Genomic DNA, 25955 nt, shown 5'->3' with positions numbered 1-25955 from the left:
TTGTGTAGCTTTAACCCTACAAAGAGTCGGCAGCTAACGCAACAGGAGTTGTTTTTGGAACCGCAACGACGTCCCGGCGGACGCAGCGCCCGGGTCAGGGAGGCCGTGCTCGACGCCACCGCGGCCGAGCTCGCCGAGCACGGGTATCCCGGGCTCACGGTGGAGGCCGTCGCGCAGCGCGCCGGAGTGCACAAGACCACGGTGTATCGCCGCTGGCGCGGGCCCGAGGGCCTGGTGGCCGACGCGCTCGACCGCGCGAGCGAGCAGTCCTGGCCGATTCCCGACACCGGGAGTCTGCGCGGGGATCTGCGCGCGCTCACCGAGCTACTGCGCACCGGCTTCACCGATCCCGAATCCGGCAGTGTCGCCACCGCTTTCGTGGCGGCGGGCATGCAGCATCCCGATGCCGCGGCGGCCCTGCGCGCCTTCTACGCCGCGAGGCACCGGGAGGCCGCCGTGCTGGTGGAGCGGGCCGTCGCCCGGGGCGAACTCGCACCGGTGCCCGATCCGGTCGAGATCATCCGTTTCGCGCTGGCCCCGGTGTTCCATCGGCTCTTCGTCACCCACGAGCCCGTCACCGCGGCGGACGCGCGCAGGGCCGCGGACGCCGCCGTCACGGTGGCGACGGCGGCGCGGGACTAGACACGGACGGCGTAGACCTCGTGCAGTTCGGTGCCCGCCAGGGACGGGTCCTGGCGGGTGCGTGGGCTGAGCCCGTGGGCGTCGAGGAGCTTGCAGAACTCGTCGAGGCGCCCGTTGTGGTCGTGGACCTCGGCCACGACCGACCGGATCCGGGACCAGTCGGATTCGGTGATGCCCAGCAGCACATCGAATTCGGCGCGTTCGACGTCGACCTTGAGCAGCCCGATCTCCGCGCTGGTGTCGTGCGCGGCCAGGATCGCCGAGACGGTGGTGACCTCCACGTCGATCTGTTCGCCGTCGTGCAGGCCCCGGGTGATCAGGGAGATGGCGTCGTCGGGCAGGCCGCTGTTGCGCAGGAAGATCTTCGTCGCCTCGTCGTCGGCGGCGCGGTCGGCGTACAGGCTGGAATTGGCGGTGGCCTTCGGGTACCAGGTGAACGGCAGCACGCCGGGCGCGGCGCCGACGGCGACCTCGAGGGCGACGCCGTCGGGCACGTGCGCGGCCATATTGCGGCGCAGGCAGTCGTAGGTGGCGGGGGCGGGTTCGGCGGCGATCACCCGGACCTCGGGGTTGGTGTCGGCGAACATCATGGCACTCAGGCCGATATTGGCGCCGATGTCGACGGCGAGGTCGCCGGGGCGCAGTGTGGCCGCGGCCTGCCGGTAGAACCCGTCGGCGACCATCTCGTTCCAGAGCATGCGGGCTTCGGCCGGGCTGGTGCAGGTCACGGTGCGGCCGTCGGCGAGGCGGAGGTTCTGCGATGCGGTCATGAGGTCATGAATCCTTCGAGGATCGGGCCGATGACGGCCAGCGCGGATGGGTGCGTCAACTCGAGGTGCCGTGCGTCGATCACGGTGTTGTGCACGGCGCCGGTGATATGCGGTTGCCAGGTATCGGCGATGGCGTCCGGGTCGGGCCGGTCCTTGCCCGCGGTGAAGAAGACCAGGTCGCCGTCGAAGACCCGGGGGCGGTAGGTCTCGGCGAGGGTGCCCGCCGTGTCGAAGCTGCGCATCACGCGGTCGACCTGCTCGGCGGTGAACAGGCCGGTCCCGGTGATCTGTTCGCGGATGACCTGCCAGGCCTGTTCCGGCGTGCTCGCGGTCGCCGCGTCGCCGAGGTCGAACAGTTCGCGCCAGCCGCCGAGCAGATCGGCCATCAGGTCGCCGGGCGCGGACTCTGCGCCCGTGGCGGCTGCGGGGGTGCCCGCGGCGCTGTCCATCATGGCCAGCAGCGCCACCAGCTCGCCCTGTTCTTGCAGCAGAACCGCGACGGCGTGGGCGATCTCGCCGCCCAACGACCACCCGAGCAGGTGGTACGGCCCGTCCGGCTGGGCGCGCCGGATCTCCTCGGCGTAGCGCCGGGCGAGTTCCTCGATCGACCCGGCGACCGGTTCGGCCGCGACGACGTGCGGGTCCTGCAACCCGTAGACCGGCCGGTCGGCGCGCAACTGCCCGGCCAGGCCGCCGTAGAACCAGGCCAGGCCGCCCGCCGGGTGAATCGTGAACAGCGGTGCCGCGTCACCCGCGGGGCGTAGCGGCAGCAGCACCTGCATGCCGGAGGCGCCGTCGGTCTCGTCGGCCCGGCGGGCGAGGGCGCGCGGGGTGGCGTCGTCGAACATCCACGGCAGTTCGATCGCGACGCCCCGGGCGCACAGTTCGGTGACCGCCATGGTGGCCAGCAGCGAGTTGCCGCCCAGGTCGAAGAAGCCGTCGGCTGGGCCGACCCGCGGCACCGACAGGACCTGCGCGAAGACCTCGGCGACGACCGCCTCGGAGTGTGTCCGTGGTGTCTGCGGTTCGTCGGTGCCGTGGTCGAAATCGGGGGCGGGCAGGGCCTTCCGGTCGAGTTTGCCGTTGATCGTCATCGGGAGCGCGGGCAGCACGACGACGGCCGACGGGACCATATATCCGGTGAGCACCTCGGTCACCGACTGCCGGATCTCCGCCGGATCGGCCGTGCGCCCCGCCACCGGGACGACGTAACCGATCAGCTGGTCGACCTCCCTGGCGTGCCGGTGCACCGCGGCCGCCGCCTGCGCCACGGCGGGATGCCGCAGCAGCGCGGCTTCCACCTCACCCAATTCGATACGGAAGCCCCGCAATTGGATCTGGGTGTCGGCCCGGCCCAGATACTCGAGCTCGAGCCCGCCGGGCCCGCGCCGCCACCGGCCGAGATCGCCCGCGCGGTACATCCGGGCGCCCGGCCCGCCGAACGGCGCGGCGACGAACCGGCCCGCCGTCAGCGCGGCGGCCCCGCGGTAGCCGCGGGCCAGCTGCTCACCGCCGACGTACAGTTCGCCCGCGACGCCGACCGGGACCGGCCGCAGGCGGTCGTCGAGCACGTGGACCGTCAGCCCCGGCAGTGCGGTGCCGATTCCGCGCGCGCCCGGTCCGTCGACCTCCGCGAAACCGACATGGACGGTGGTCTCGGTGATGCCGTACATGTTCACCAGCCGTGGCGCGTCGACCGGATGGGCCGCGAACCAGCCGCTGAGCCGGGCCGTGTCCAGGGCCTCGCCGCCGAAGACGACGTAGCGCACGGCCAGTTCCGTGCCACCGGCTTCCCGGTATCGCCGTTCGGATTCGACGAATCCGTAGAAGGCCGAGGGTGTCTGGCTCAGCACGGTGACCCGCTCGCGGGCCACCAAGTCGACGACGGCGTCCGGTGTCCGGGAGGTCTCGTAGTCGACGACCACGACCCGGCCGCCGGTGAGCAGCGCGCCCCACATCTCCCAGACCGCGAAATCGAAGGCGTAGGAGTGGAACAGCGTCCACACATCGTCGGCGCCGACCTCGAATCTCTCGCTCGTGTGGGTGAGCAGGGTGACCACGTCCCGGTGGGTGACGGCGACGCCCTTCGGACGGCCGGTCGATCCGGAGGTGTAGATCATGTAGGCCAGGTTGTCGGGCCGCGGCGCGCGCGGAGTCGCCTCCGCGAGGACGGTGCTGTGGTCGAGATCGACACGGGGACCGTCGAATTCGGGTAGCCCGGCGGGAACTCCGGACCAGGTCAGCAGGGCGACGGGGTCCGCGTCGGCGAGGACGAACCGGAGCCGGTCGGCCGGGTACGCCACGTCCAGCGGGAGGTAGCCCGCCCCCGACAGGATCACACCAAGGAGCCCGACCACCAGGTCGGTGGTGCGGGGTAGCGCCACGGCCACCAGGGTGTCCGGCCCGGCGCCGCACGCGCTCAGCCGGGCGGCGACCGCGCGGGCGCGCTCATCGAGTTCGCGGTAGGTCAGCACCGTGGCGCCGTCGGTCACCGCGACCGCGTCGGGTGCGAGCGTGGCCCGGCGCGCGAACAGGTCGCCGATCGTCGTCGCGGGTACCTGGGTGCCCGGTTCGCCTGCGGCATCGAGCAATTCGCGTCGCTGCCGCGACTCCAGGAACTCGATATCGCCCACCACGGCTCGGGGATCGGCGGTGACCGCCTCCAGGATCCGGACGTACCAGCGGGCAAAGCGCTCCATCGACTCGTCGGTGAACAGGTCGGTGGCGTAGGTCAACCGGCCGACGATGCCGCGTGGATGTCCGTCGGCGTCGTAGCGTTCGACCAGTTTCACGTTCAGATCCGACTGGGCCTGTTCGAAGAAGTTCTCGACCGGCTCCACCGCGATCCCGGGCAGGTTCAGCACCGCCTCGTCGAGGTTCTGGTAGTCGATGGTCACCTGATACAGCGGCAGGTGCGCGGTCGACCTGGGCGGGTTGATCGCCTCCACGACCTGTTCGAACGGGACGTCCGCGTGCGCCATGGCGGCCAGATCCGCGGCCCGGACCCGCGCCAGCAGGGTCTCGAAGGGATCGCCCGAACGCACCGGGGTGCGCAGGACGACGGTGTTGACGAACATGCCGATCAGATCGTCGAGTTCGCGTTCCCCGCGTCCGGCCATCGGCGTGCCGACCGCCACGTCGCCGGTGTTCGCCAGCCGCGCGAGTAGCACGGTCAGCGCGGCGTGCGCGACCATGAACGGCGTCGCGCCCGCGGTGCGGGCCAACGCGCCGATCCGCTCCTGCAGGGGTGCGCCGATCGTGAATTCGAAGGCCTGCCCGCGCATCGAGGCCACCGGTGGGCGGGGCCGGTCGGTGGGGAGTTCGAGCAGTTCCGGCAGCCCGGCCAGGGTGGTCCGCCAGTAGTCCAGCTGGCGCGACAGCAGCGACTCGGGATCGCTGTCCGCGCCGAGGACTTCGTGCTGCCACAGCGCGTAATCGGGGTACTGCACCGGCAGCGCGGGCCAGGCGGGCTCGGTCGCGGCGGTCGCGGCGTGGTAGGCGGCGGCGACATCGCGGGCCAGCGGGATCATCGACAGGCCGTCCGCGCAGATGTGGTGCACCGCGATGACCAGCACGTGATCGTCGGGGCCCACGTCGAACAGCTCGGCCCGCACCGGCGGCGCCTCGGTCACCCGGAATCCGGCCGACACCACCGTGGCCACCGCCTTGGGCAACACCGATTCCTCGATGACGACCGGGCGCAGCGCGGGCACGACCTCCGTGGCGTCGACGACGACCTGGCGTGGAATGCCGTCGACCACCGGGAATTTCGTGCGCAGCGATTCGTGCCTGCCGATGACCAGCGCGCACGCGGCCCGCAGGGCGGCCAGGTCGAGGTCACCGGTCAGGCGGATGACCAGGGGCACGTTGTAGGCGCCGACCGAGGTGTCGAACTGGTTGAGGAACCACATCCGCAGCTGCGCGGGCGACAGCGGCACCGGCGCGTCCCCGGTCCGGCGGGCCAGGGCCGGGCGCCCGACCAGGTCGCGGCCGGTCAGGTGGGTGGCGAGGTCGGCCAGCACCGGGAATTCGAACAGGTCGCGGACCGAGACCCGCACGCCGAGCGCGGAACTGAGCCGGGCTGTCACCCGGGTCGCGGTCAGCGAGTTGCCGCCGAGGGAGAAGAAGTCCGAGCGCATGCCGACGCGGTCGAGTTCGAGGACTTCGGCGCAGATGTCGGCCACGACCTGTTCGGTCTCGGTGGCCGGGGCCAGATAGCCCGCGCCCGAGGTGAAGACCGGGACCGGCAGGGCGGCGCGATCGAGCTTGCCGGTGCTGGTAAGCGGCAGCCGGGGCAGCACCACGCAGCGCTCGGGCACCATCGCGGCGGGCAGCCTGCCCCTGGCCCAGGTCCGGACCTGCTCAGGGTCGACGGTGTCGCCGAGGAGGTAGCCGACGAGCCGCTCGGTGCCGTGCGCGTCGGCGCGGACCACCGCGACCGCGTGCGCGACGTCCGGGTGCCCGGCCAGGACGGCCTCGATCTCGCCGAGTTCGATGCGCTGGCCCCGGATCTTGACCTGATGGTCGGCGCGGCCGAGGTAGTCGAGGGTGTGTCCGGCGGTCCAGCGGACCCGGTCGCCGGTGCGATACAGCCGTTCCCCCGGCACGAAGGGGTTCGCGACGAAGCTCGCCGCGGTGGCGCCCGCGCGCCCCACATATCCGCGGGCGAGCTGGACACCGCCGACGTACAGTTCGCCGGTCACCCCGACCGGGACCGGCCGCAGCCGGGCATCGAGCACCAGCGCCGAGGTCCCGCGGATCGGGCCGCCCAGGGTGACGGTCTCCCCCGCCCGCAGCGGATCGCTGATGGCGACCATGATCGTCGTCTCGGTGGGCCCGTAGCCGTTGAACAGTTCCCGGTCCGGTGCCCACACAGCGGCGAGTTCGGCAGGTACCGCTTCGCCGCCCGCGACGAGCACCCGCAGGCGGTCGAGGCCCTCCGGTGCCATGGTGGCCAGCACGGTCGGGGTCAGGAAGGCGTGGGTGACGCGCTGGTCGCGGATCACCGCGGCGAGCTCCTCCCCCGCGAAGACGTCGGGCGGGGACACCACGAGCGCCGCGCCGTGCGGATGCGCCATCAGGACCTCGAGCAGGACGGCGTCGAAACCCGGTGCGGCGCACTGCAGGATCCGCGAATCGGCGTCGACGCGGTAGCGCTCGCGCTGTTCGGCGGCGAAGTTCGCCAGGCCGGACCCGGTCACGGCCACGCCCTTGGGTGTGCCGGTGGTCCCGGAGGTGTAGATGAGGTACGCGGTGTCGGCGGCCCGCACCGGAACGGACCGGCCACGGTCCACCGTCGAACGCGGTCCGGGCTCGTCGACGCGGAGACGGTGCCATTCCCCTTCGGGCACACCGTCACTCGTGCCTGTCCGGGTCGCCACCACGCGCGCGCCGCAGTCGGAGAGCATGACCGCGAGCCGCTCGGCGGGGTTGCGCGGGTCGAGCAGCGCGCAGGCCGCGCCGAGTTCGGCCACCGCCCAGATCGTGGTGATCAGGTCGATGGAGCGCGGCATGACCACGCCGACCGTGTCGCCGTGTCCGACGCCGTGCGCGGCGAAGTGGTCGGCCAACCGGCTTGCCCTGGAATCCAATTCGGCGAAGGTGAGCTGTTCGGTACCGCACACGACCGCCACGCCGTCGGGGCGGAGGGCGCGCCCGCGCCGGAGCAGTTCGGTCAGCGGTTCGGGCGGCACGCTCGCCGCGCCCCGGGCCGGGACCAGGGCCGCGCGTTCCGCCGGTGTCAGCAGGTCCACGTCGCCGACGCGGGTGTCCGGATCGGTCGCGATCGCGCGCAGGACCCGTTGCATCCGGTCGGTGAAGGCGGCGGCGGTGGCCGCGTCGACCCGGGAGCGCTGGTAGCGGACCCGGATGTGCAGGGTGTCGGTGTGGTGAGCCTGCACGGTGATCGGATAGTGCGCGGCGTCGGTGCCCTCGACGGCGGTGACCCGCACCCCGTCGATATCCGCGTCGCCGAGGCCACTGCTGTCGACCGGGTAGGACTCGAAGGCCACCAGGGTGTCGAACAGAGCACCCCCGCCGGTCGCGGCCATGATGTCGGACAGCGCCACGTGATGGTGGTCGAGCACACGGGTCTTGTCCGCCTGCAACCGTTCGAGGGCCTGCGCGAAGGTGCGGTCCGGGCGCACCCGCACGGGAACCGGCACGGTGTTGACGAACAGGCCGATCATGGCTTCGACACCGGGCTGGTCGGCGGGGCGGCCGGACACGGTCTCGCCGAGCACCACGCGTTCGCGGCCGAGCTGGCCGGACAGGACGGTCGCCCAGGCGAATTGGACGACGGTCGCGGTCGTGACGCCCCGCGCCCTGGCGAAGTCCGTCAGCGCGCGATCGAGATCGGCGTCGAGGTCGATGCTCAGGTCTACCGGGATGTCGACGGTCGCCGCACCGCCCGCACCGGCCACCAGCGTGGGTTCGGTGAAGCCGCTCAGCGCGTCCCGCCAGACCTCGACGCCCGCCGCGGTGTCGTGTCGTCCGACCCAGTGCAGGTACTCGCCGTAGGACGGCGCGCCGGGCAGCAGGGCCGCCTGCGCGTCCGCCGCGTACAGCCCGACCAGGTCGCGCAGCAGCAGCGGGAGCGACCAGCCGTCGAGCAGCAGGTGGTGCGCGGTCAGGATCAGCCGGAACTCGGTGGGCGACACCGTGACCAGGACGAACCGCACCAGGGGCGGGTCGGCGGGGTCGAAGGCCGCGGCCCGCTCGTCGGCGAGGATGCCCGGCAGTGCCGCGGCGGGGGCGTCGACGGTGCGCCAGTGCGGCGGGGCGTCGACCGGAATCACCTGTGCCGCGGTCCCGTTCGCGGTGCGGGTGAAGGCGGCCCGCAGGTTCGGATGCCGCCGCAGCAGTGCGTCGGCCGAGCGCCGCAGGCGGGTCTGGTCGAGCGTGCCGGTGAGGGTCATGGCCGATTGCGCGGTGTAGACATCGAGCGCGCCCTCGGCGAGTTCGGCGTGGAACAGCAGCCCGCTCTGCAAGGGCGCCAGTGACCAGACCGCCTCGAGCGGCCCGTACCGTGCGGTGAGCTCGTCCAGGTCCGGCTGAGTCACCGCGACCAGCGCGACATCGGACGGGGTGAGTCCCCACTCGGTGTCGCGGGTCGCGGCCTCGGCGATCTCGCGGAGCACGGTCAGCCACTCACCGAGCAGATCCTCGACCTCGTTGGTGTCGAGAATTCGGGTGGCATAGCCGATCTGGGCCGACAGTTCCGGCCCGTCCGGGGTGTCGGCGATGGTCGTGTCGATCGTCAGCGCGGTGGCGGCGGGCATAGCGGGGTCGAAGGCCGCGTGCCGGTCGAAACCGTCGGCGGCGGGCACCCAGGCGACGCCGGACAGGGCGGCGAGGTCGACGCCCGCGCGGCCGAGATTGTTGAAAGCGATCTGCGGTTCGGGCAGGGCCGCCAGCACCTCCGCGGTCTCGGCGTGCAGGTAGCGCAGCAGGCCGTAGCCGATGCCCTTGTCGGGCACGGTCCGCAGCCGCTGTTTCACCGCTTTCACCGCGGCCCGTGGGTCGGTGTCGTCGACGACGAGATCGACGGGGTACGCGCTGGTGAACCAGCCGACCGTGCGCGACAGGTCGGCACCGGCGGCCAGCTGTTCCTCCCGGCCGTGGCTCTCCAGCAGAATCCGCGCGCCCGTGTGGGCGACGCCGCGCCTGCGGCGCCAACGGCCCAGTGCCAGTACGAGTCCGGCGAGCAGCGCGTCGTCGGTGGTGGCGTGGGCGGCGCGGGGAATGTCGGCGAGCAGCGCGGTGGTCAGCGCGACCGGCAGGGTCAGTGTCGTCCGTGCCACCGTCGCCTGCACGTCCACGGCCGGGTCGAACAGCTCGGCGCCCAGCGGCGGTTCGGGCCGCGCGCCCATCTCCTGCCAGAGCCCGAGTTCCCCGGCGCGCTGCGGCGCCGCGGTGGCCAGCGCCTCGGCCCACCGGCGCATCGAGGTGCCCACCTCGGGGAGTTCGACCGGCCGCCCCTCGGTGACCTGCTGCCAGGCAGTGACGAAATCCGGGATCAGGATCCGCCACGACACCCCGTCGACCGCGAGATGGTGGACGACGAGCAAGGCCCGCGCGGCAGCCGAGACACCGGGCTCCGGGAGCAGGCACACGACCTGGATCAGCACGGCCGCGGCCGGGTTCAAGCGCGCCGACACCTCGGCCAGCGCCGCCTCGGCCGCTGCCGTGAATCCCGCACTGCCGGGCACACTTCCGGGACCGAAGGTGCGTACCGACACCACTTCGTCCGCGTCGACCGCACCGCGCGGGAGGACCTCGAGGTGGTCGGTGTCGAGGCGGGCCCGCAGCAGGTCGTGCCGGTCGAGGACGGCCCGCACGGTCGCCACCACATCGTCGCGGCGCGCGTCCCCGGGCAGCTCGACCAGCAGGGACTGCGCGAACCGGTCGCCGCCCGACCTGCCGAGGAACCACGACACGATCGGCGTGCGCGCCACCGCGCCGACACCGCCGCCGTCGAGCTCGGCCAGGGTCACCCGGCCCGCGGACTCGGCCACACTCGCCAGCCCGCGCACGGTCCGGTGCTCGAAGATGTCGCGGGCGGTGACGAGGACACCGGCGGTCTTCAACCGGGCGGCCAGCTGGATCGACATGATCGAGTCGCCGCCGAGCGCGAAGAAGGAGTCCTCGGTGCCGACCGTCGCCAGGCCGAGCACGTCGGCGAAGATCGCCGCGATGGTCGCCTCCCGCTCGGTGGCCGGAGCGGTCGCCGTTGCCGACGGTTCGGTGACCGGCTCGGGCAGGGCGCGCCGGTCGATCTTGCCGGTCGCCGACATCGGCATCTCGTCGAGCACCGTGAAGGTGGCGGGCACCATGTGCTCCGGGAGTGCCGCCGCGAGGCGTTCGCGCAGGGCCGTGACGTCGATCGTCGCGCCGTCGGCGGCCACCAGGTAGGCGGCGAGGGTCGGCTGTCCGGCGGCACCGCGCCTGCTCACCGTGACCGCGGCGGCGAGTTCGGGGCAGGCGATCAGCGCGGCGTCGATCTCGCCGAGTTCGACGCGCTGACCACGGATCTTCACCTGGAAGTCGGCGCGGCCGAGGTATTCCAGGGTGTGCTCACCGGTCCAGCGCACCAGGTCACCGGTGCGGTACATGCGGGTGCCGGGCGTGCCGAACGGATCGGCGACGAAGGCCGTCGCCGTCGTGCCGTGGCGGTTCAGATAGCCGCGCGCCAGCGAGGTCCCGGCCAGATACAGCTCGCCCGCCACCCCGATCGGGACCGGGCGCAGCCGCCGGTCCAGCACCATCGCCCGCACGCCGCGCATGGGCGCGCCGATGGTGATCGGGTCGCCGGGCGCGAGCTCCGGGCTGACACACACCGCGACCGTCGCCTCGGTGGGGCCGTACACATTGTGGAAGCGCCGTCCCGGCGCCCAGGTGGCGATCAATTCGGCGGGCACCGCCTCGCCGCCGACCGTCAGCATGCACAGCGTCTCCAGGCCCGCCGGTGCCATCGTGGCCAGCACGCTCGGGGTCAGGAAGGCGTGCGAGACACGCTGGGTACGGATCAGGTCGGCCAGCTCCGGCCCACCGAACACCTCCGCGGGCGAGATCACCAGCGTGGCGTGCGCGGTATAGGCCATGAGCGATTCCATGAGCACCGCGTCGAAGGCGGGCGAGGCGACCTGCAGGACCCGGGAGGCGCGATCCATCCGGTAGTGCTCGTCCTGCTCGGCGGCCAGCCCGGCCAGCCCCTCGTGCGTGACGACCACGCCCTTGGGCAGACCGGTGGAGCCGGAGGTGTAGATCAGGTACGCCGCGTCGTCGAGCCGGACCGGCCGGGCGGGCACCGTGGTTCCGTCGCGATACGCGTCGTCCGCGCGGGTGAGTACCTCGGGGTCGTCGACGCACAGCCACTCCACCGTGGCGGGCAGCCTGACAGGGCCCGCCTGCGCCGACCGGACGGTCAGGCCGAGCCGGGCTCCGGAATCCTCGGCCATGTGGACCAGCCGGTCGGCGGGATAACGCAGATCCATCGGCACGAAGGCGGCACCGGTCTTGGCCACCGCCCACAGCGCCACGTGGTATTCCACCGAGCGCGGAAGTGCCAGCGCGACAAAGGTTCCGGTGCGGGCACCGGTGACCGAGAGTAGGGCCGCCAGCCGATCGGAGCGGGCGTCGAGCTCGCCGTAGGTGAGTGTCTCCCCGGCACCGACCAGGGCGGTGGCGGCCGGGTCGACGGCCGCGCTCGCGAGCAGAGCGGGCAGCGTCCGTGCCGGGACGGCGGCGGGCTGTCCGGCGGGCCGCAGCTGGGCCGATTCCTGCTCGCCGAGCAGATCGATCGAGCCGATCGGCTCCTCCGGCCGGGCGGTGATCGCCGCGAGCACCCGCACCAAGCGGTCGGCGAACCGGGTGGCTGTGGCGTCGGTGAAAAGGTCGGTCGCGTAGACGATCTCGCCGTCCATGCCGGTGCCCGCGCCCCGTTCGTTCATCAGCACCGTGAGATCGGACTTGGCCTGCGCGGCGCCCGGGTCGAGCACCTCGACGCTGATGTCGTCGAGTTCGAACGCGGTGGTCTCGGCATTGCGGAAGCCGAGCAGCACCTGATACAGCGGCGAATAGGCGGTGGACCGGGCGCGGTCGAGCACCTCGGCCAGCCGGTCGAAGGGCAGGTCGGCGTTGGCGAGGGCGTCGAGGTCGATCTCGCGTAGCGTGCCGAGGAATTCGCGCAGCGGCTGGTCCTCGTCGATCCGGGTGCGCAGCACCACCGTGTTCACGAACATGCCCACCAGATCGTCGAGTTCGGGCCTGCCCCGGCCCGCGACCGGGGTGCCGATCGAGACGTCGCCGGTGTGGGCGGTGCGGCCGAGCAGGATCGCCAGCGCGGCGTGCACCACCATGAAGACGGTGACGCCCTCGCGCAGCGCGAGCTCGACGATCGCCTCGTGCAGGCCGGGTTCGACCGTGAACCGCACCCGGGCACCGGTGCTGGACAGCACGGCGGGCCGCGGGCGGTCGGTCGGAAGTTCGAGCAGTTCCGGCGCGTCGGCCAGCACGTCCCGCCAGTAGGCGAGCTGCCGGGCCGCCATCGACGCCGGGTCGTCCTCGGCGCCGAGAGTCCGCTGCTGCCAGCGCGCGTAGTCTGCGTAGTCGACCGGCAGCGCGGGCCATTCGGGTTCACCACCGAACCGGCGGGATCGGTAGGCGGCGAAGACATCCCGGGCCAGCGGTGCCATGGACGCGCCGTCCGCGGCGATGTGGTGCACCACGACGACGAGCACGTGCTCGTCGCGCCCGGTGCGGTACAGGCGGGCCCGCACCGGCGCGGACCGGGCGAGGTCGAATCCCGCTGCCACGACGGTGCGCAGCTCGTCGGTGAGCCGGGCGGGGTCGGTGATCTCGACCGGTTCCAGCTCGGGCAGCCCCACCGCGGTCTCGCGGACGAGCTGATGGGGTGTGCCCCGCACATCGGGGTAGATGGTGCGCAGCGGTTCGTGGCGGGTCACCACGTCGGCCATGGCGCCGCGCAGCGCGCGCAGGTCCAGCGGGCCGGTCAGCCGGGCCGCGAAGCAGATGTTGTAGGCGCCGGAGCCGGGATCGAGCTGGTTGAGGATCCAGATGCGCCGCTGCGCCGCCGCCAAGGGGACCTCGTCGCGGTCGTGCCCGCGCACCAGGGGAACGCCGGAATAGCGGTCGCGCAAAGCGATCCGCTCCGCCAATTCGGCGATACTCGGCGCCTCGAAGACGTCGCGGACTCGCACCCGCACCCGCAGCGCCGCTTCCGCGCGGGCCGCGAGCTGGGCGGCCGACAACGAGTTGAGGCCGATGTCGAACAGGTCGGCCGCCACACTCACGTGCTCGGCGCCGACGATCTCGGCGACGATATTCGCCAGCACCACCTCGCGATCGGTCCGGGCCACGTACTCGGCGATCATCTTGGCCCGCAACGCGGCCCGGTCGGGGCGGCCGTCGGCGCTCTCGTCGGTGTCGTCGAGTACCGGTCGCGCGAGCGCGGCCCGGTCCAGCTTGCCGGTCGGGGTGAGCGGCAGGGTGTCGACGACCCGCACCGCGGCGGGGACCAGGTAGGCGGGCAGCAAGCGGGTCAGCTGCTTGCGGACCGTGGCACCGTCGAGGGTCAGACCGGCGGCGGCCGTGACGAAGGCGGTGATCCGGTCCGGGGTGACGACCGCGACCGCGCGCGCCACCGCGTCGATCGACCGCAATGCCGCCTCGATGTCCCCCGGTTCGACCCGCTGGCCGTGGTACTTCACCTGGAAGTCGCTGCGGCCGTGGTATTCCAGCGCCCCGGACCGGCTCCGGGAGACCAGGTCGCCGGTGCGGTAGAGCCGCTGTCCCGGCGCCCCGAACGGGTCGGCGACGAACACTCCGCAGGTGAGGTCGGGCCGCCCGTGATAGCCGCGGGCGAGCTGGGGACCGGACACGTACAGCTCGCCGACGACACCCACCGGCACCGGCCGCAACCGCGGGTTCAGCACGTGCAGCCGCATGCCCGTCACCGGGTCACCGATCGGAACACCGCCGCGCAGTGCGGAATTCGCCGCGCACCGGTAGGCGGTCACCACCTCGGCCTCCGCGGGCCCATACCAGTTGACCACCTCGGCGGTGTCGAACACCCGCAACGCTCGCTCGACGGTCCGCCGGGCCAGCGCCTCCCCAGCGGGGAACAGCTGCCGCACCGAGGACAACCGGTCGGCGCCGGGGTATTCCAGGAGCACATCGAGCATCGACGGCACGAAGTGCACCGTGGTCACCTCTTCGGCCGCGATCAGCCCGGCCAGATACGCCGGGTCGCGGTGGCCGCCCGGTTCGGCGACGACGATCCGCGCGCCGGTCCGCAACGGCCAGAACAACTCCCACACGGCGATGTCGAAGGTGATCGGTGTCTTGTGCAGCACCACATCCGACCCGTCGTGTGGGAACTCGCGTTGCGCCCAGGCCAGCTGGTGGGTGGTCGCCGCATGGGTCAGGGCGACGCCCTTGGGCGCGCCGGTGGACCCGGAGGTGAACAGCACATAGGCGGTGTTGTCCGCCCGCAGCGGTGCGATGCGCTCGGCATCGGTGACCGGACCGGACGGCAGCGCGCCGAGATCCAGGTCGTCGAGCCGCACCTGGTCGATGTCCGCGGGCAGGCCGTGATCGTCCTCGGCTGTCGTGACGACCAGCAGTGGTCGCGCCACGCGCAGCACATGGACCAGGCGCGCGGTGGGGTGCTCCGGGTCGAGGGGCACGAACGCGGCGCCCGTCTTCACCACGGCGTAGACGGCCGTGATCAGCTCGATCGAGCGGTGCACGGCGACGGCGATCGGAGTCTCGGGGCCCGCGCCGAGCGAGATCAGGTGCCGGGCCAGCCGATTGACCCGCTCGTCGAATTCGCGATAGGTCAGGGCGGGACCACCCGGGACCCGCACCGCGACGGCCTCGGGCGTGCGGGCGACCTGCTCGTCGAAGGCATCGACCAGGGTGCGTCCCGTCGCCGTGATCTCGTCGGCGTCCTCGCGGAGTTCGTCGGCGAGGTCGATATCGCCGACCGCGACGGTGGCGTCGGCGGTGGCGGCGGCGAGGACCCGGACGAACTGATCGGTCAGGCGCTGCGCGGAGTCCTCGTCGAACAGGTCGGTGGCATAGGTCAGGCGCAGCGTCATGCCGGTGATCTCGTGCTGCGGCCCGCGGTCCTCGGTGACCATCAGCAGCAGGTCGCAGATCGCCGCCTCGGCGCCGATATCGACGGATTCGATGTCGAGGCCGGGCAGTTCGAGCCGGGCACGCGCCATGTTCTGGTAGGCGAGCATCACCTGGAACAGCGGCGAATGGGCCGTGGAGCGGGCGGGATTGAGGACTTCGACCAGCTGCTCGAACGGGACGGCGGCGTGCTCGAAGGCCTCGACATCGGTGCGCCGGGCGAGGTCGAGCAGGTCGAGGAAGCGCTGGTCCGGGCGGACCCGGGTACGCAGAACCAGGGTGTTGACGAACATGCCGACGAGCCGGTCCAGCGCGCGATCACCGCGCCCGGCGTACGGGACGCCGATGGTGATGTCGTCGCCGCCGGAGAGCTCGGCCAGCAGCACGGCCAGCGCGGTGTGCACCACCATGAACGGGGTCACCCCGCTGCGCCGGGCCAGCGCGGCCACGGCGGCGGCGATCTCGGCGGGCACGGTGGCGTGCACGGTGGCGCCGCGGTGGGACTGCTCGAGCGGCCGCGGCCGGTCGGTGGGCAGACCGAGCACGTCCGGGATACCGGCGAGCTGGGTGCGCCAGTAGGTGAGGTCGTGGGCGGCGGCCGAATCGGGCGCGGCGAGCGCGGCACGCTGCCACAGCGCGTAGTCGGCGAACTGCACGGGCAGCGGCGCCCAGGCCGGTGCGGCGCCCGCGCACCGGGCCCGGTAGGCCTCGAGGATGTCGGCGGCCAGCGGCGCGACGGAGTAGCCGTCGCAATTGATGTGGTGCACCGCCAGCGCGAGCACGTGCGCGGACGGGGACAGCCGCAGCACCGCGACCCGCACCGGCGCGCCCACGCTGACGTCGAATCCGGTGCCGAAGAACTGCCGCAGCCGTGGCCCCAGGTCGATCTCCTCGATCGGGTGCACCGTCGTGTCGCAGGCCGCGACGACCTCGCCCGCCCCGAGCACGACCTGGGCGGGTGTGCCGTCGTGAGCTGGATAGGTGGTGCGCAGGATCTCGTGCCGCTCGAGCACATCGCGCACGGCCGCGGCCAGTGCGCCGGTGTCGAGGGTGCCGTCGATCCGGATGGCGAGCGGGACAACGTAACTCGCCGAGTCCGGGTCGAGCTGATTGAGCAGCCACATCCGGCTCTGCGCCGGGGACAGCGGGATCCGCTCGGGCCGCGGCCCCGCCACCGGGCCGCTGACCGCGGCGGCCGTGCGCTGCCGTTCGATCCACCGGGCCAGCTCGGTCACCGTCGGCGCCTCGAAGATCGCGCGCACCGGGATGCTCGCGCCGAGCACCTCCCCGATGCGGCTGAGCGCGCGGGTGGCCAGCAGCGAATTGCCGCCGAGGGTGAAGAAGTTGTCGTCGGCGCCGATCCAGGCTGCCTGGACGAGCTCGCCGAAGACGGTCGCGATCGTCTCCTCGGCGAGGCCGCTGGGCGCCCGGTACCGTGTCGCGGTGCCGTGCGGGTCCGGTGCGGGCAGGGCCCGGTAGTCGATCTTGCCGTTGGCGGTGAGCGGGACGGCCGGGATCCGGATCACCTGCGCGGGAACCATATACGTGGGCAGGCGGTCCAGCAGGGCGGCGCGCAGCGCGTCGGTGTCGAGGGGGTCCTCGCCGACCACATAGGCCACCAGCACCTGCTCCCCCGCCACCGGGTGGACCCGGGCGAGGGCGGCACCGATCCGGTCCTGGGCGAGCAGGGCGGCCTCGATATCGCCCAGTTCGACGCGCAGGCCACGGATCTTGACCTGGGTGTCGCGGCGTCCGGCATAGCGCAGTTCCCCGGAGCGGTCCCACCGGACGAGATCGCCGGTGCGGTACAGGCGGGCGCCGGGGGCGTACGGATCGGCGACGAAGGCGGCCGAGGTCAGGTCCGGGCGCCCGTGATAGCCGCGGGCGAGCTGGACGCCACCGAGGTAGAGCTCTCCGGTGACCCCGTCGGGGACGGGTTGCAGCCGCGTATCGAGCACCCGGACAACGACATTCGCCTCAGGGGTGCCGATCGGCACCACGGCGCCGTCGAGTTCGCCGATCCGGTGGGCGGTCACACTCACGGCGGCTTCGGTGGGCCCGTAGAGGTTGTCGATCCGGGCGGTGGCGACGGTACGGAACCGGTCGACGGTGACGGCGTCGAGGGCCTCACCGATGCACAGCACCTGGCGCAGCGTGGCGAGGTCGGTCGTGTGTTCCAGGAAGGCGGCCAGCAGCGAGGGCACGAAATCGGCGACGGTGACGCCGTACCGGGTGACGAGCCGCGCGAGGGCCGCCGGATCGGTGTGGTCCTCGGGCCCGGCCACGACCAAAGCCGCTCCGGACGCCGTCGCGGCGAACAGTTCCCACACCGACAGGTCGAAGGTGACCGGCGTGCGCAACAACAGCACGTCGTCGGTGCCGAACCCGTAGTGCGCACGCAGCCAGCGCAATTGGTTCGCGACGGCCTCATGGGTGAGCGCGACACCCTTCGGCACACCGGTGGATCCCGAGGTGAAGATCACGTAGGCCAGGTCGGCGGGGCGCAGGGGCCGGGGCCGATCGGTGTCGGTGATCGGCGCGGCCGATGCGCCGGTCGTCGCCAGTTCCGCGAGGCGCCAGATCGGCGCCCCGGTGGGCAGGTCGAGCTCGTCGCGGGTCACCACCGCGTCCGGCATCGCCTCGGTGAGCACGGCCCGCACCCGGTCGACGGGGTGGTCCGGGTCGAGCGGCAGATACGCGGCACCGGCGGCGTGCACGGCGTAGAGCGTCCGCAGCAGCTCCACCGACCGCGGGATCGCCACCGCCACCAGGCTTCCCGGTCCGATACCGCGACCGATCAGGACCCGGGCCAGCGCGTTCACCTCCTCGACGAAGCCGCGATAGGTGCGCACCTCGCCGGTGTCGCCGTCGATGACAGCGGGCAGTTCCGGGGTGGCTGCCGCCTGGTTCGCGAACAGGTCGACGAGGGTCGCCGCGCCGTCGGGCAGGGCGGGTCCGGTCTCGCGGGCACCGCGTTCGGCCAGGTCCGCCGCGTCCAGCAGCGGCAGGTCACCGACGGGCAGGCCGGGATCGGCGACGACGGCCCGCAGCACCCGCTCGAACAGCGCGAAGATCGCGGCCACCGTGTGTTCGTCGAACAGGTCTGTCGCATAACCGAATTCGACACCGATCTCGCCCGGTGCGCCGTCGGCGTCGAGGGTGTCGACGAGGTTGAGGTGCAGGTCGTACTTGGCCACCCCGGGGTCGACCAGGTCGGCCGCCACGGTCAGACCGTCCAGGCTCAGCGTGGGGATGTCGATGTTCTGGAACGAGAAGCCGACCTGGGTCAGCGGCGCGTGGGCGGTGCTGCGGGGCGGATTGAGTTCCTCCACCAGGCGTTCGAACGGGATCGCGGCATTGTCGAAGGCGCCGAGATCGCCGTCCCTGGCCCGGTCGACGATCTCGCGGAACGAGGCCGCCGGATCGACCTGTACGCGCAGCACCAGGGTGTTGACGAACATGCCGATGAGCGGGTCCAGCGCGGGTTCGCCGCGCCCGGCGACCGGTGTGCCCACCGCGATGTCGCCGGTGCCCGAGAGCCGGGCCAGCAGGACGGTGAACGCGGCGTGCGTCACCATGAACACCGTCGCGTCGTGTGCCCGGGCGAGGGCGGTCAGGTCGCGGTGCAGGTCCGCGGGCAGGACCGCGCTCAGCGCGGCGCCGTGGAAGGACTGGTGCGCGGGCCGGGGCCGGTCGGTGGGCAGATCGAGGACCTCGGGCAGCTCGGCCAGGGCCGCCCTCCAGTACCGGATCTGCTCGGCGGTGGGGCCCGCCGGATCGTCGGGCGCGCCGAGCACTTCGCGCTGCCACAGCGTGTAGTCGGCGTACTGCACCGGCAGCGGTGCCCAGCCGGGGTCCTCGCCGTGGCGGCGGGCACGGTAGGCGCGGGCGATATCGGCGGCCAGCGGGCCGAGCGAGGATCCGTCCATGGCGATGTGATGGACGGACAGCACCAGCGTGTGTTCCTCGGACGCCGTGCGCAACAGGGCGATCCGGACCGGAACCTCGGCGCTGACATCGAATCCTGCGCCGGTCTCGTGGGCGATCCGGTCCGCGAGTGCGTCCTCGGTCACGGCGATCGGCGTGAGTTCCGGTGCCGGGCCGTCGGCGGGCAGGATCTCCTGCCACGGCCCGCTGTCGCTGTCCGGATACCGGGTGCGCAGGGTCTCGTGCCGGGCGACCACGTCGGCCAGTGCGCTACGGAGAGCGTCGATATCGAGCGGTCCGGAGATACGGACGACGACCGGCACGTTGTACACCGCGGAGGTGGGGTCGAAGCGGTTGAGGAACCACATGCGCGTCTGCGCCGGGGAGAGCGGGATCCGTTCGGGGCGCCGCTGCGGGCCCAAGGGGGTGCGTTCGCCGCCGGACCGGTCGGGTCCGGTGGCGTCCAGTTCGCGGGCGAGCGCATCGACGGTCGGTGCCTCGAACAGGGTGCGTACGGGGATCTCGACACCGAGCACGCCGGACAGCCGGGCCGCGACCTTGGTGGCGGTCAGCGAGTTCCCGCCGAGGTCGAAGAAGTTGTCCAGCGCGCTGATCCGCGGGGCGGCGAGTACCTCGCGATACACCCCGGCCACCACCCGTTCGGTGGCGGTGCGGGGCGCGATATCGGCGACCGGACCGGGGAACACCGGCTCGGGCAGCACGGCGCGGTCGAGTTTGCCGCTGGCGGTCAGCGGGAACCGGTCGAGCACCATGCAGACATCCGGCACCATGTGCGCGGGCAGCCGGTCCCGCGCGGCGGCCCGCACCCGCTCGGCGTCGACGCCCGCACCGACCAGATAACCGACCAGACGATCGGCACCGGCGTCCTCGCGCACCACGACGACCGCGTGCGCCACCGCCGGATCCTGGGCGAGCACCGCCTCGATCTCGCCCAGTTCGGTGCGCTGGCCACGGATCTTGACCTGATGGTCGGCGCGGCCCAGGTACTGCAGAGTCAGTTCCGATGTCCAGCGGACCAGGTCGCCGGTGCGGTACATCCGGGTGCCCGTGCCGCAGGGGTCGGCGACGAAGCTCGCCGCGGTCTGCGCGGGCCTGCCGAGATAGCCGCGCGCCAATTGCACACCGCAGACGTAGAGCTCGCCCGCCGTCCCGACCGGGACCGGGCGCATCCGGGCGTCGAGTACCTGCGCGGAGATCCCGCGGATGGGACCGCCGAGGGTGATCGGCCCGTCGGCGGGCACGGGGTCGCTGATCGCGACCATGATCGTCGTCTCGGTCGGGCCGTAGCCGTTGTGCAGCCGCCGTCCCGGCGCCCAGGTGGCGGCCAGCTCGGGAGTGAGCGCCTCGCCACCGGCGACCAGCACGCGCAGGCAGTCCAGCCCGGCAGGTGACATCGAGGCCATGACGGTGGGGGTCAGGAAGGCGTGCGTCACCTCCGCCTGCTGGATCAGCTCCGCCAGGTCGGCGCCCGCGTACACATCCGGTGGCGAGACCACGAGCGCGCCGCCCCCGGGATGCGCCAGCAGCACTTCCAGCATTACAGCGTCGAAACCCGGTCCGGCGGCCTGCAGGACGCGCACGGTGGGGTCGACCTCGTAGCGATCCTGTTGTTCGGCGGCGAAATTCGCGAGCCCCTGATGGGTGACCTCGACGCCCTTGGGCACGCCGGTCGTGCCGGAGGTGTAGATCACGTAAGCGACGTCGCCGGGATGCACCGGCCTGCCCCGGTCGCCATCGGTCACCGGTGCGGACGGATAGCCCTCGGTGATGCTGCGCGACACCGGATCGGCGACCACCAGCAGTGACCACGGCCCCTCCGGCGCCCGGTCGCCGACCTCGGCACTGGTCAGCACGACCCGTGGCGCGCTGTCGGCGAGCATGGCCGCGATGCGCTCGCGGGGGTTGCGCGGATCGATGAGGACCAGGGCGGCACCGGTTTTCGCGACGGCCCACACCGCGACGACGAAGTCCACCGACCGGGGCAGCACCAGGGCCACCACCTCGCCCGGTCGCGCGCCCTGGTCGAGCAGGCGCCGCGCGAAACGGTTCGACAGCTGGTCCAGTTCGGTGAAGTCCAGCCGCGATTCACCCGCCACCACCGCGGGACCGTGCGGCGAGAGCGCCACGCCCCGCCCGAGCAGTTCGGCCAGTGCCACGCCGGGCACGGCCTCGGCGCCGCGCACCGGGGCCAGGACGGCCCGTTCGGCATCGGTCAGCAGGTTCACGTCACCGACCGGGGCCGACGGGTCGGCCACCACGGCCGCGAGCACCCGCACCAGGCGGGCGGCCAGCCGCTCGACGGTGGCCGCGTCGAACAGGTCGGTCGCGTAGTTCATCCGCAGGGCCACGGCCCCGGTGTCGGCGGTATGGGCGGCGACGGTGACGACGAGGTCGACCTTGGCCGGTTCCGCGCCGGGATCGAGCACCTCGACCTCGAGATCGGGCAGCGTCAGCCGGGGCATCTCGGTGTTGTCGAAGGACAGATACACCTGGCAGACGGGCGCGTAGGCGGTCGTGCGCTGCGGGTCGAGCGCCTCCACGACCCGGTCGAACGGTACGTCGGCGTGGCTGAACGCGTCGAGGTCGGTGTCCTTGACCCGTTCGAGGAACGCGGTGAACGATTCCGCGCGTCGGACCGGCGTGCGCAGCGCCACGGTATTGACGAACATCCCCACCAGCGGCGCCAGCTCCGCGTCGCCGCGACCGGCCAGCGGCGCGCCGATGACGATGTCGGTGGCGCCCGACACCCGCGACAGCACCACCGCGAGCGCCGCGTGCACGACCATGAACGGGGTGACATCGGCGGCCCGCGCGAGCCGTTCGACGCCCGCGTAGGTCGATGCGGTGAGCTCGGTGGTGACGATCCCGCCCGCTAGCGAGCGCTGCGCGGGCCGGGGACGGTCGGCTGGGATCTCGAGCACGGCGGGGGCGTCGGCCAGCTGGGCCGTCCAGTAGCCGAGCTGCTCGGTGAGCAGCGAGTCCGGGTCGGTGTCCGCACCGAGCAGGCGGCGATGCCAGTCGGCGTAGTCGGCGTACTGCACCACCGGCGAATCCTGGTGCGGCGCGCGGCCTTGGGCGCGCGCGGCGTACGCGGCGGCCACATCGGCGGCCAGCGGGGCCAGGGAGGCACCGTCACAGCTGATGTGATGCAGCACCAGGACGAGCACGTGGCTGTCCGGCGCACCCGTGCCGAGCACGGCCACCCGCAGCGGCGGCCGGGCGGCGACATCGAATCCCTCGGCGGCCAGGGCCCGCACCCGCTCGTCGAGCCGGTCCGGCTCGACATACTCCGGTGTGCAAGGGAATTCGGCCAGCACGTCGTCGGTGGCGAGGATCTCCTGGACCCCGGTGCCGTCGACGGCGGGATAGCGGGTCCGCAGCGACTCGTGCCGGTCGAGCACATCGTCCAGAGCGGCGCGCAGGGCGGTGGGATCGAGCCGCCCGGTCATCCGCACCACGAGCGGGATGTTGTAGGCGGCGGAGGCCGGATCGGCCCGGTTGATCAGCCACATCCGCTGCTGGGCGGGCGCGAGCGCCAGCGCCGCCGTGCGCGGAACGGGCGCCAGCGCGGGGCGGACCCGGCGGCGCGCCCGGCCGACGCGGTCGGCCAGACCGGCGACGGTGGGGTCGGCGAACAGATCACGCACCGACAGTTCGCTACCGGTCGCCTCGGCAACCCGTACCACCACGGCGGTGGCCGTGAGCGAATTGCCGCCCGCGTCGAAGAAGCTGTCGAACGCGCCGATCCGCTCCACCCCGAGCACCTCGGCGAAAGCCCGCGCGACACACTGCTCGACCTCGGTCCGCGGGGCGACGTACTCCGTCGGCGCCGTCTCGTCCGGTGCGGGCAGTGCCCGGAGGTCGAGTTTGCCGTTGACCGTCAGCGGCAGCTCCGTCAGCACCGACACCACGCCCGGAACCATGTAGTGCGGCAGCCGCGTCGCCGCCTGCGCGACAACGGCTTCCCCGTCGACGGTCGCGCCCTCGACCGGCACGACATACCCGGCCAGCCGGGCGGTATCGGTGCCCGCGCGATGCACGGTCACGGCCGCCGCGGCCACCGCGGGATGGGTGAGCAGTGCGGCGCGTACCTCGTCGAGTTCGATCCGGAAGCCGCGCAGCTGCACCTGCTGGTCGGCGCGGCCCCGGTATTCGAGTCCGCCGTCCTCGGTGCGGCGGGCGACATCACCGCTGCGGTACATCCGCTCCCCCGCCGACCCCCACGGATCGGCGACGAACCGGCCCGCCGACAGGGCGGGCTGCCCGAGATAGCCCCGCGCCACCTGCGCTCCGGCGACATAGATCTCGCCCCACGCCCCGACCGGCACCGGCCGTAACCGCCGGTCCAGCACATAGGTGCGCAGGCCGGGCAGCGCCGAGCCGATCACGCTGGGCGCACCCGGTACCGCGCGGGCGGCGTCCAGGGCGAGGTGGGTGACGAAGACCGTGGTCTCGGTGATGCCGTAGCTGTTGACCAGCACGGGAGTGAGCGGATTGTCCTCGTACCAGGGCGCCAGCGCCGCCGGATCGAGGCCCTCGCCGGAGAGGATCACCATCCGCACCGACGGCACACCCTCGGGCACCCCGGCCGCGCGATACCGGCGGTCCGCGGCGGCGAATTGGTAGAACGCCGACGGGGTTTGGCTGAAGACGGTCACCGCCTCGCGTGCTACCAGGCGGACCAGCTCGTCGGGTGCGCGCGCGGTGAGCCCGTCGACGACCACGATCCGGCCGCCGGTGGTCAGCGGCCCGAAGACCTCCCAGATCGAGTAGTCGAAGGCCACCGAGTGCAGCCACGTCCACACGTCACCGGCGTGAATGCCCAGGGCGGCCGTGGAATTCGCCAAATAGGTCACCGCCGCCCGGTGGCTCACGACCACCCCTTTGGGCCTGCCGGTCGAGCCGGAGGTGAAGATGACGTAGGCGGCGTCGTCGGGGCGCAGCGGTGCGGTGCGCTCGGCGTCGGTGATCGGGGCGGTGTCGTCGGGCATCGCGCCCGGTGCCAGCACCAGCGTCCGCTCCGGGTGCGCGGGCAGCACCGCGACCGTCTCCGGGTCGACCAGCAGGACGGCCGGATCCGCCTGCCCGACAACGTAGTCCAGCCGCTCACGCGGATGCGTGAGATCCAGCGGGACGAAGCCCGCCCCGGACTTGACGACGGCGAGGATCGCCACGATCAGCTCGGCACCGCGCGGCAGCGCGATCGCCACCAGCGCACCGGGCCCGGCACCGCGGGCGATCAGCCGCCGGGCCAGTCCGGTGGACCGGTGGTCGAGTTCCTGATAGCTCGGCGTGGTCCCCCCGGCGGTGACCGCGCCGGAGAACGGCGTCGCCGCGGCTTGCCGCGCCAGCGCGTCCACCAGCGTCCCGTCCGGCGCGAGACCCGCCGGGGCATCGAGGGCCGGTGCCGTGGCGTCCATCGGCAGGTCCAGGATCGGTGTGTCCGCGTCCGCCGACGCGAACCGCTCCAGGAACTCCACGAACGTCGCGACGTGCGTGTCGATCTCGCGCGCGCTGTAGAGAGTGTCGTTGCCGTGCAGCTCGATCAGCAGCGGCGCGTCCGGTCCCGTCCGGTACAGGTTGAGCTGCAGGTCCTCGAGCGCGCCGGAGGTCAGCGCGTGATAGTGACCGACCGCGTCCCCGAGGCGGATCTCGGAATCGAAGAACAGGATGTTCACGACCGGGCCGTAGGTGGTCGCGGAATTGTCGATCGAGGGCGACTCCCGGCGCAGGTCCTCGAAGCGGTAGCGCTGATGACGCAGGGCCGAGACCAGCTCGCCGGTGGCCGCGCCGACCAGCCCGGCCACGGTGGTGGTGTCGTCGATGGCGAAGCGGATCGGCACCATATTGGCGAGCATGGCCGCGGCATTGCGCAGCCGCATCGTCACCCGCGCGCTCATCGGCACCGACAGCACCACGTCCTCGGCGCCGGTCATCCGGGCGAAGAAGGCGGCGAACGCGGCGACCACCACCTGGGCGGCCGAGGCGTCGAGGGCCGCCGCACGGCGATCCAGCAGGTCGCACAGTGGGGGCGGGAGCTGCCGGGCCCCCACCCGGTCGACGGTCCCCGGCCGGGCGGCGCGTCCGGCCAGCCCGGCGGGCGCGGGCAGCCCGGCGACCTTGTCCAGCCAGTACCGGCGGTCGGCCTCGAACCGCGATCCCGCCCGGTAGGCCTGCTCCTCCACGGCGATATCGCGCAGCGCGGCCGCGACCAGCCGAGCGGGCTCACGGCCCTCCCGCAGGGCGTTGTAGTGCTCGGCGACCCGGCTCAGCATGCTGAAGGCGCCGTAGCCGTCGATCACCAGGTGGTGGGCGCGCGCGTACCAGAGATGCCGGTTCTCGCCGACGCGGATCAACCGGGTGACGGCCAGCTGATGCTGGGTGATGTCGACGCGGCGGGTGTAGTCGCGGCGCATCCAGTCCAGCGCCGCGGCCATCGGATCGGGATCGGCGCCCACATCGAGGACCAGCTCGTTGAAGGTGATGCTGCGATCGACCAGCTGATAGGGGACGCCGTCGACCTCCACCAGCCGCACCATGAGCGACTCGGTCTCCTCGGCCGCGAGGTGGACCGCGCGGTTGAAGGCGGCGACGTCGATCGGCCCGTCGATCTCGACATACTGCGCGATATTCGTAGCCGGACCACTGTACGCGCTGTCGGCGAACCACATGCCGTATTGAGCGGACGAAAGCGGAATCAGATCCTGATTTCCGACGCGACTATCGACAGACTCCATGATTACCCGACCCCTCGCATGGCTACCGACTTACTATTCGACCCCATTGCCGCATATCCACCTGTATCACACTGTCCAGTGGACGCGGATTGCCTACAGCCGATCAGCCATACTTTTTCCCCTTGCCGTATTTTCGGACCCGCGGGCCTGTACCCAGCGGATTCACCGACGAAACCTCACCCCGACAGTAGCCTGCCAG

General features: G+C 72.4%; 3 protein-coding genes. 1 reads left to right on the top strand and 2 read right to left on the bottom strand.

Annotated elements, in window-relative coordinates; translation table 11 throughout:
* The first annotated feature begins 54 nt into the window (after positions 1 to 54).
* Positions 55 to 642: a TetR/AcrR family transcriptional regulator gene (locus WA675_RS04580; protein ID WP_336082181.1), complete on the top strand. Its 588-nt coding sequence runs from the start codon at positions 55 to 57 to the stop codon at positions 640 to 642.
* Here the strand turns inward: WA675_RS04580 and WA675_RS04575 are convergent.
* Together WA675_RS04575 and WA675_RS04570 are read right to left on the bottom strand one after the other, a co-directional pair.
* A complete protein-coding gene (locus WA675_RS04575; protein WP_336082180.1) occupies positions 639 to 1412 on the bottom strand; it encodes an FkbM family methyltransferase in 774 nt (257 codons plus the stop codon). The two genes, WA675_RS04580 and WA675_RS04575, sit on opposite strands and share 4 nt — an antisense overlap.
* Positions 1409 to 25756 carry a non-ribosomal peptide synthetase gene (locus tag WA675_RS04570; protein WP_336082179.1) on the bottom strand — a complete coding sequence of 8116 codons (24348 nt, stop codon included), beginning with the start codon at positions 25754 to 25756 and terminating at the stop codon, positions 1409 to 1411. Before WA675_RS04570 ends, WA675_RS04575 begins: the two co-directional genes overlap by 4 nt.
* Positions 25757 to 25955 lie beyond the last annotated feature (199 nt).

This window comes from Nocardia sp. SSK8 (genome assembly GCF_037034205.1).
Lineage (GTDB): Bacteria > Actinomycetota > Actinomycetes > Mycobacteriales > Mycobacteriaceae > Nocardia.
This window is presented reverse-complemented; position numbering and strand designations above follow the sequence as displayed.